Annotated in this window: 8 protein-coding genes; 3 read left to right on the forward strand and 5 right to left on the reverse strand. The window is 67.5% G+C overall.

Annotated elements, in window-relative coordinates; all coding sequences use genetic code 11:
• A partial coding sequence (locus AC1DQP_RS12230; protein ID WP_478051685.1) for a glycoside hydrolase family 18 protein occupies positions 1-1,040 on the forward strand: 1,040 nt, incomplete at its 5' end.
• Here AC1DQP_RS12230 and AC1DQP_RS12235 read toward each other — a convergent pair.
• Positions 1,028-1,411 (reverse strand): VOC family protein, encoded by a 384-nt coding sequence (locus AC1DQP_RS12235; protein WP_478051690.1) that lies wholly within the window; start codon positions 1,409-1,411, stop codon positions 1,028-1,030. The two genes, AC1DQP_RS12230 and AC1DQP_RS12235, sit on opposite strands and share 13 nt — an antisense overlap.
• A 122-nt stretch (positions 1,412-1,533) precedes the next feature.
• Between AC1DQP_RS12235 and AC1DQP_RS12240 the strand changes: the two genes are divergently transcribed.
• Positions 1,534-3,105: a winged helix-turn-helix domain-containing protein gene (locus AC1DQP_RS12240; protein ID WP_478051686.1), complete on the forward strand. Its 1,572-nt coding sequence runs from the start codon at positions 1,534-1,536 to the stop codon at positions 3,103-3,105.
• Here AC1DQP_RS12240 and AC1DQP_RS12245 read toward each other — a convergent pair.
• From AC1DQP_RS12245 to AC1DQP_RS12260, 4 genes are all read right to left on the reverse strand, one after another.
• Entirely contained in the window at positions 3,074-4,150 is a 1,077-nt protein-coding gene (locus tag AC1DQP_RS12245) for a serine hydrolase domain-containing protein (RefSeq protein ID WP_478051687.1), read from the reverse strand. The two genes, AC1DQP_RS12240 and AC1DQP_RS12245, sit on opposite strands and share 32 nt — an antisense overlap.
• Before the next feature lie 133 nt (positions 4,151-4,283).
• Positions 4,284-5,864, reverse strand: a complete 1,581-nt coding sequence (locus AC1DQP_RS12250; protein WP_478051688.1) for a PepSY-associated TM helix domain-containing protein — start codon at positions 5,862-5,864, stop codon at positions 4,284-4,286.
• A 10-nt stretch (positions 5,865-5,874) separates the two neighbouring features.
• A complete protein-coding gene (locus tag AC1DQP_RS12255) occupies positions 5,875-6,138 on the reverse strand; it encodes a hypothetical protein (protein ID WP_256774654.1) in 264 nt (87 codons plus the stop codon).
• Positions 6,138-6,467, reverse strand: a complete 330-nt coding sequence (locus tag AC1DQP_RS12260) for a hypothetical protein (RefSeq protein ID WP_256774655.1) — start codon at positions 6,465-6,467, stop codon at positions 6,138-6,140. The genes AC1DQP_RS12255 and AC1DQP_RS12260 overlap by 1 nt, the downstream gene beginning before the upstream one ends.
• Positions 6,468-6,833: 366 nt before the next feature.
• On the opposite strand from AC1DQP_RS12260, the gene thrS reads away from it, so the two are divergent.
• Positions 6,834-8,738 carry a threonine--tRNA ligase gene (thrS, locus tag AC1DQP_RS12265; protein WP_478051689.1) on the forward strand — a complete coding sequence of 635 codons (1,905 nt, stop codon included), beginning with the start codon at positions 6,834-6,836 and terminating at the stop codon, positions 8,736-8,738.
• Positions 8,739-8,812 lie beyond the last annotated feature (74 nt).

Consider the following 8,812-nt stretch of genomic DNA (forward strand, 5'->3'; position numbering starts at 1 on the left):
CGGCCGACACGCTGACCCACCTGTTCTACGCGTTTGCCACCATCGAGCAGGGGCAGTGCGTGGTCGGATCACAGGCCGAGGCGCACTTCAGGGCACTGGCCACGCTCAAGCGTGCGCACCCCAAGCTGCACACGCTTATCTCCATCGGCGGCTGGAACGCCGGTGGTTTCTCCGATGCCGCGCTGACCGCCGACAGCCGCACGCGCTTCGTGGCCTCCTGTGTGGCGCTGTTCTTCGAACGCCATCGCGGCAGTTTCGACGGCGTGGATATCGACTGGGAATTTCCGATGTCTGGCGGTCCAGCCGACATCGCCCACCGCCCGGAAGACCGCCGCAACATGACCCTGCTGGTGCAGGAGTTCCGCCGTCAGCTCGATGCGGTCGGCAAGCCGCGCGCGCAGTCACTGCTGCTCACGGCCGCGCTGCCGGCCGGTCGCGTGCAGACCGACGGCCCTTATGACCCGGCGCTCAGCTATGACGTGAAGGCACTCGCCAGCGCGCTCGATTTCATCAATCTGATGAGCTATGACATGGGCACCGGCTTCTCCAAGGTGTCCACTTTCAACGCGCCCTTGCGGGAAGTGCCGACCGATCCGATGGACCCGGCGCTGCGCCGCTGGAACAACGTCGAAGGCGCGGTGCAGTACTACCAGCAGCACGGTGTACCCGCCGACAAGCTGGTGCTGGGCGTGCCGTTCTACGGGCGCGGTTTCCGTGTCACCACCGACGCGGGTGAGGGGCTGTACCAGCCTTATAGCGCGCCGTTCGATGCCGGCGACTGGCGGCGCATCCGCAGCGACTTCCTCGACCAGCCGGGCTGGCAGCGGCATTGGCACCCGGTGGCGCAGACGCCATGGCTGTACAACCCGGCCGAGCGCATCTTCATCAGCTACGAAGACCCGACCTCGATCGGTGTGCGCGCGGCGTACGCCAAGCAGGCGCAGCTGCGCGGCGTGTTCACCTGGGAACTGACCGGCGATGATGCGCAGGGCAGCCTGTTGCAGGCCATGTCCGCGCCGTTCCTGCCTCAGTCCAGGTAACGCGCGACCTCGATCAGGTTGGCGTCGGGGTCGCGGACGTACACGGACAGGATCGGACCGGTCGCGCCAGTGCGCTGCACCGGTCCTTCTTCCACGACCACGCCCTGCGCATCCAGGTGCGCGAGGATCTCCTCCATCGTCGCGTAAGTGATCAGGCACAGGTCCGCCGCGCCCGGCGTGGGGCGATCGGCCTTGGGCTCGAACTCCTTGCCGTGCGCATGCAGGTTGATCTTCTGCATCCCGAAACGCAGGGCCTTGCGCCCCGCACCAACGTCGATGACCTCCATGCCCAGCACGCGCTGGTAGAAGTCGCAGGCGGTGGCGATGTCGGCCACGGTCAGGACAAGGTGGTCGAGGCGGTCGATGTGCAGGTCGGTCATGGCGGCGCGGGCGAGAAGGGGCAAGGCACTGTAGCTGCGCCGTGGCGACTGGGCGGTGATGGGGTGCAATCGGCCACATCCGGCACGGTCTGCGGTGCCCTATGCTTGCCGGCATGGAGACTGTTCGCCTGCTGGACCTGGATATCGATCGCACCCTGCAACAGGTGCGACGCGACGGCGTGGTCCTGCCGGTCACCGGGCTCAGCTGGCGCCTGCTGGACTGCCTGCTCGCCCACGGCGATGCGGTGGTGGACTTCGACACGCTGGCCGCGCAGGTGTGGGCACCGGCGGTGGTTGGTGAGGATGCGATCAGTCAACGGGTGAAGCTGTTGCGACAGGCGCTGGGCGATGACGGCCGTCAGCCACGCTATGTGCGCTCGGTGCGCGGGCGGGGCTATCAGCTGTGCGCGCCGTTGCAGCCGATACGCCCCGAGGCCACCGCCATCGGACCCTCGCGGACACGTCGTTGGATATGGCCCACCGCAGCGATGGCCGCCCTCGTCGCGGCGGGCGTGGTCATCCTGGCATGGCCCACGCGCGCGCCGACCTCGCCGGCCGACCCGGTGCTGGAGCGCGCCACCTATTACGCCGGTATCGGACAGGCCAGCAACAACACGCGCGCCATTGCGCTGTATCGGCAGGCGTTGCAGATCGACCCGGATTCGCGGGTCGCCCGTCGCGGCCTGGCCCGTGCGCTTGCCGCCGATGCCTGCCTGTTCAATGGCAGCCGCGAGCGTGCGGAAGAAGCGCTGGTGCTGGCCGGGCAGGCGCTTCAGGCAGCACCGGACGATGCCGCCGCGTACGCCGCGCGCGGATATGCGCATGACTGCCTCGGGGCAATGCCGCAGGCGATCGCCGATTACCAGCAGGCGCTGCAGCGCGACCCGGACGACGAGCGCACCCGCGCCTCGCTGGCCTATCTGCACCAGGAGCAGGGCCACCTCGCGCTGGCGCTGCAGAACAACCTCGCCTTGCGTGCGCCCGAACGGATCCGCTTCCTGGATGTGCAGGTGGCGCGCGAACTGGAACTGCTCGGCTTCAAGGAGGCCGCCGCACGCCGCCACGAGCGCAATTTCCAGCTGTATCCGGATAACGTGTTCGCCAACATCGCCTGGCCCCGCACGCTGCTGGCCATGGGTGAGCCGGGCAGGGCGGGCGCGGTCCTGGAGCAGGCCCTGGCGCGCGGCACCCCGCATCCTGAACTGCTGCGGCTGCAGGGCGAAATGCGGTTGCTGGAAGATGACCGCGCGGGTGCCGCGCAGGCCTTCGAGCGCAGCCGCCAACTGCGTCCACAGCAGTCGATGGGGCAGACGCTGGCCGGGCTGCACGGCGTCGAAGCGGCCACGCCCGACTGGATCGCCGCGCGCCTGCGTGCACTGCACGGGCAGGCTGACGATGGCTGGTCGGACACCGCGCTGGAACGTGCGCTGCTGCACCAGGCCCAGGGCGACGCCGTCGCCGCCCTGGCCGACCTGCATCGCGCCGTGGATGCAGGCTTCCGTGATGCCGCCTGGCTGCGTGCCACGCCGCTGTTCGCGCCCCTGCACGATGCGGCAGGATGGCCGCAGCTATTGGCCAGAATCGATGCCGACGTGGCCGCACAGCGTGCGCAGGTGCTGGCGGCCCCGTGGCGTCCCGACGACCTGGGCGGTTTCAGCGCAGCGCGGGCAGCAGGAACTCGGTGAGGATGCGCCGCGATTGCGGATGGGCGTAGCTGCGGTTGTAGGCGCGGCTGGTGATGACCGCCACCAGCTTCTTTTCCGGCATCACGAACACATAGTTGCCGCCATTGCCGGACATCGTCCAGACGGTCTGTTCGCCACCGTCGACCGGCAGTTTGAGGCCCCACCACTGGTAACCGTAATCGCTGCCATCGTCGGTGCGCGCCTGCGCGCTGACCATCGCCTGCACGTAGTTGGCCGGGACCAGCTGCCGGCCCTGCCAGCGGCCACCGTCGCGCACCAGTTCGCCCAGCCGCGCCAGATCGCGGCTGCGGTAACGGGTGCCGCCGCCGCCCATGCCGATGCCCTCCGGGGAACGGTTCCACTGGCTGGCTGAAATGCCGAGCGGACGTTCCAGCACCTTGGCCGCGTAGTCGGCCAGCGGCATCTTCGTGGCACGCTCAAGCACCGCACCGAGCACGAACGAGTTGGCTGTGCAGTAGGCATGCGCGCGGCCGTGCGGGCTGTCCTCAGGCCGGGTCATCCACGGCGCGAAGCCCTTGACCGGCAGCGACAGGGCGAAGTCCAGCCACTTCTCGGTGACATACATGCGCTCCTCGTTGCCGGCAGAMAACGCGTTCTGGTCGTCACACTCCCACAGGCTGCTCATGGTCAGCAGGTCTTCCACGGTGGTGGCGCGCAGGCGCGGATCGACCGGATGCCGCGCGGTGAACTCGGGGAAGTAGTCATAGACCTTGGCCTGGACGCCGGGCAGGCTGCCGTCGCCAATCGCCGCGCCGACCATCAGGGCGGTGACGCTCTTGCTGGCCGAGCGCACGTCATTGAGCATCTCGACGCTGCCGCCATTGAAATAGCCTTCGTAGGCGATCTTGCCGTCCACCGTCAGCAGCACGCTGGTGACCTGCTTGATGTCGTCACTGGCGATGGCCGCTTCGAGGGCGGCGATCCGGGATGCGTCCAACGCTGGCGACGCCGCGAGGGCCGCGACGGGCAGGGCGGTGGCCAGCGACAGGATCAGGGGGACCAAACGGGGTAGGGTGCGGTGCATGGGTGAGGTTCCTCGGGATGAGGAACCGACTAGGCCCGAGCAGCGTCTGAAGTGCTGGAAACGCGGCTGAAGAATTCTGAAAGCGTGATACGCCGGGGCTTTCCGATGCGCGCGGCTGCCCGCGCGCACTGGATCAGCGCGCCGCCTGCTCCGTCGGGCGCGACCACACGCTGTTCGGTTCGCCGTGGATCGCCCGGCGGCTGCTCGCCCGGGCCATGGCCGCGAACCCGATCGCCATCGCCAGCGCCACCCCGTCCACCCAGAACAGCGGCCCGTAGCCGTGCTGCGCGCTGGTCCACAGCCACAGCCCACTCATCGCGCCGTGGACAAGCGGAATCAACGCGGTGGTGATCGCCGCTGCCCACAGCAGTTCGCGTACGGCCTGCCACGGCGCACGCAGGGCCGCCCACAAGGCGCAGCCGCCCCAGACCAGGAAGCAGGTCCAGCGCATGCCGGCGTCGGCGTGGGCCGGGGCCAGATACTCCAGCGCCTGCACACTGACGAACGCGGCCGAGACCGCCACGCACAGGCCGATGCACACCCCGACGGTGGCCCGCGCCATGTTGATCTGCGCACGTCCCTGCACCTGCTGGCGACGCTTGCGGCGCGACTCGATCCACAGCAGGTTGCCCGAATAGAACAGAAATGCACCGCCCAGTCCCAGCGCGAAGTACAGCCACGGCACCAGCGCGTTGCCGTACTCGCCGAAATGCAGCGCATAGGCAGCGGCCAGGGTGGCGTGGTTGGCATCGCGCCTGCCCGGTAACTGGGTGTGCAGCACCTCGCCGGTGTTGGCATCCAGTGCCACCGCACCCAGCGGACCCAGCGAGACCCCGCCATCGCCGGTGATCTCGATCACCGCGTTGGCATCGCCGGCATTGGCCAGCTTCAGGTACGCCGGCTCGAAGCGCTTCTGACCCTGGTCACGGGCCACCGCGATCGCGCGCGCGTACAGCATGCCCAGGCTGCCGGAGCGCACCGTCTCGCCAGCCGGGGCGCGGATTGGCGCGGTATCCATCGCCGCCGGCAGGGCCGCCATCAGCTTGCCGTCGTAGATCAGGGGATTGAGCGCGGCCATCTGCAGGAACACCAGGCACAGCAGCGCACCGGTGACCGCGAACAGCAGGTGGAAGGGCAGGCTCAGCACCCCGATCACGTTGTGCGCGTCCTGCCACATCTGCTTGAGGTTGCGGCCCGGCCGCAGCGCGAACAGGTCGCCCACCAGCTTGGGCAGGTGAATCACCAGCCCGGAGAGCAATGCCAGCCCGTAGAGCAGGCTGACCACCCCCATCAGGTAAATGCCGGCCACCGGCAGTCCCAGCGTGTAGTGCAGTTCGTTGACCAGCTCGGCCAACCCCGCCTGCGGTGGGGTCGGGCTGCCGTCGTACTGGTCGGCCCAGGCGAACAGCCAAGTGCCCTTGGCATCCTGCCAGTAGGCCACCGCCTGCGGCGTCTCGGCACCGGGGAARGTCATGCCGATGTGCTTGCGCGCCTCCGGGTGCCGGGCCAGCACGCCGTCCAGCAGACGCTGGGCATCATCCAGCGTCTGCGCCGGCTGCTCCATGGCATGCGGCGATTGCCACAACGGCAGGTCGTGGTGGAACACGGTAATCGCACCGGCATAGAACGCCACGAACAGCGCGAAGCCGGCGACCAGGCCGACCCAGGTGTGCACCGTGGTGAACGTGCGCAGGGTGAGCGAGCTGAATTTCATCGGGACACCCTCATACCACCCAGTGATTGACGCGCAGCAACCACAGCAGCGCCAAGCCGGCCAGCGCGGTGCCCCCCAGCCAGATCCAGGCGCGCAGGCCGGTGCGGAACGCAAACGCCCACAACGCCGCCAGCATCCAGAACGGAATGAAGGCGATCAGGCTGGGCACGATGGCTGCCTGCCACGGGCCCGACGGCAGCCACACCACCAGCCCGGCCGCGGCGGCAGCGACGAAGAAACCGGCCACCAGCCCGGCCAGCGCACGTGCCCACATCAGCGCCGCGCCTCACGTTCCGGACCTGTCCACGCGGCCAGGTAGGGCAGCACCAGCGCGGTGAGCATCCAGCCGGCCAGCGTCACGCACAGCCCGGTCGCCAGGCCCAACTGGCCCATCCACAACCACAGCGAGGTGGCTGACGCGATCAGCCCGATCTGCCGGCCCAGGCGCCCGGCACGACGCAGTCGCGGCCAGCGGCAGTGCGGCGAAGCCGCGTAGAAGGCCAGTGCCGAGAAGGCCGATGCGGCGGTGGCCACGGCGCAGTAAAGCAGGGCCAGGGCGTTGCCGCTCAACACGGAGAGCCCATCGAACGGACGGCGGAACACATGGCAGATCCTTGGGGGAGGAAGCATTGCCGGGTCAGAGCGGCAATCCGCAGATGGTAATCATTGCGGTTTTCGTCCGCCACAGGCTGGCGTTCAGGCGCGCTGGATCCAGTGCGTGGAGCAAAAACCCGATGTTTGGTTTAAGATCATGGGCATCCACATCAAGGCAACAAGGTGGCCCGCGCCCAGCGCCGGTCCAGCGTGCGACATGAGCACTACCATCGCCCACCGCTGAATGCTCCCGACGGCCCCTTGCAGGCGCCTTCGTGGCGCTTTTTTTATGGCCGACCRGCCACGCCTCGTTGCCCACCTTCCCGAATTCGTCTCCCCGGCCTGCGTTGCAGGCCCACCAGAAAAAGTCCAGTCATGATCGCGATCACGCTCCCCGACGGCAGCCGCCGTGAGTTCGAAAACCCCGTCAGTGTCATGGACGTCGCCCAGTCGATCGGCGCCGGCCTGGCCAAGGCCACCATCGCCGGTTCGGTCGATGGCGTGCTGGTCGATGCCAGCGACATGATCGATCGCGATGCGACCCTGCGCATCATCACCGCCAAGGACGAGGAGGGCGTGGAGATCATCCGTCACTCCGCCGCCCACCTGGTCGGCCACGCGGTCAAGCAGCTGTACCCGGACGTCAAGATGGTGATTGGCCCGGTCATCGCCGAAGGCTTCTACTACGACATCTACTCCGAGCGCCCGTTCACGCCGGAGGACATGGCCGCCGTCGAAAAGCGCATGGGCGAGCTGATCGCGCAGGACTACGACGTCATCAAGAAGGTCACCCCGCGCGCGGAGGTCATCGAGATCTTCAAGGCGCGTGGCGAGGACTACAAGCTGCGCCTGATCGACGACATGTCGCCGGACATCCAGGCCATGGGCATGTACTACCACCAGGAATACGTGGACATGTGCCGCGGCCCGCACGTGCCCAACACGCGCTTCCTGAAGGCTTTCAAGCTGACCCGCATTTCCGGTGCCTACTGGCGCGGTGATGCCAAGAACGAGCAGCTGCAGCGCATCTACGGCACCGCGTGGGCCGACAAGAAGCAGCTGGAGTCCTACATCAAGCGCATCGAAGAAGCCGAAATGCGCGACCACCGCCGCATTGGCAAGCAGCAGGAACTGTTCCACCTGCAGGAAGAGGCGCCGGGCATGGTGTTCTGGCACCCCAAGGGCTGGGCGCTATGGCAGGTGGTGGAGCAGTACATGCGGGGCGTGTACCGCAAGACCGGCTACGGCGAAGTGCGCTGCCCGCAGGTGCTGGACGTGGCGCTGTGGAAGCAGTCCGGGCACTGGGACAACTTCAAGGACAACATGTTCTTCACCGAATCGGAGAAGGGCACCTACGCGCTGAAGCCGATGAACTGCCCGGGCCACATCCAGGTGTTCAACCAGGGCCTGCACAGCTACCGCGACCTGCCGATCCGCTATGGCGAGTTCGGTTCGTGCCACCGCAACGAGCCGTCCGGCGCGCTGCACGGCATCCTGCGTGTGCGCGGCTTCACCCAGGACGATGGCCACGTGTTCTGCACCGAGTCGCAGATCGAGGCGGAAGTGACGGCGTTCCACCAGCAGGCGCTGGCGGTCTACACGACCTTCGGCTTCGAGGACATCCAGATCAAGATCGCGCTGCGCCCGGAACAGCGCCTGGGCGATGACGCCACCTGGGACAAGGCCGAGGGCGCGCTGCGCGCGGCGCTGGGCAGCTGCGGCGTGGAATGGCAGGAGCTGCCGGGCGAGGGCGCCTTCTACGGCCCGAAGATCGAGTACCACCTCAAGGACGCCATCGGCCGTACCTGGCAGCTGGGCACCATGCAGGTCGATTTCATGATGCCCGGCCGCCTCGGCGCCGAGTACGTGGACGAAAACAGCCAGAAGAAGCACCCGGTCATGCTGCACCGGGCCATCGTGGGCTCGATGGAGCGTTTCATCGGCATCCTGATCGAGCACCATGCCGGGGCGTTCCCCTCCTGGCTGGCCCCGACCCAGGTGGTGGTGGCCAATATCACCGACGCCCAGGCTGAATACGTAAGCCAGGTGAGGAAAACCCTTGCAGATCAAGGCTTCCGGGCAAACGCCGATTTGCGCAACGAGAAGATCGGATATAAGATTCGCGAGCATACGCTGCAGCGGGTCCCGTACCTGCTGGTGGTCGGCGACCGTGAGAAGGAAAATGGCGCCGTGGCCGTGCGTACGCGCTCTGGCGAAGATCTGGGCAGCATGTCCGTCCAGGCCTTCATCGAGCGGTTGCAGGCAGAACAGTCCGTGTAAGAAAGTCCCGGCCCTGCGGATCCTCCGCTGAGGGCCGGTTTGATTCCTCTGGGAGATTGCAATATCAGTACCCC

It is taken from the genome of Stenotrophomonas sp. P5_A8, assembly GCF_056400545.1.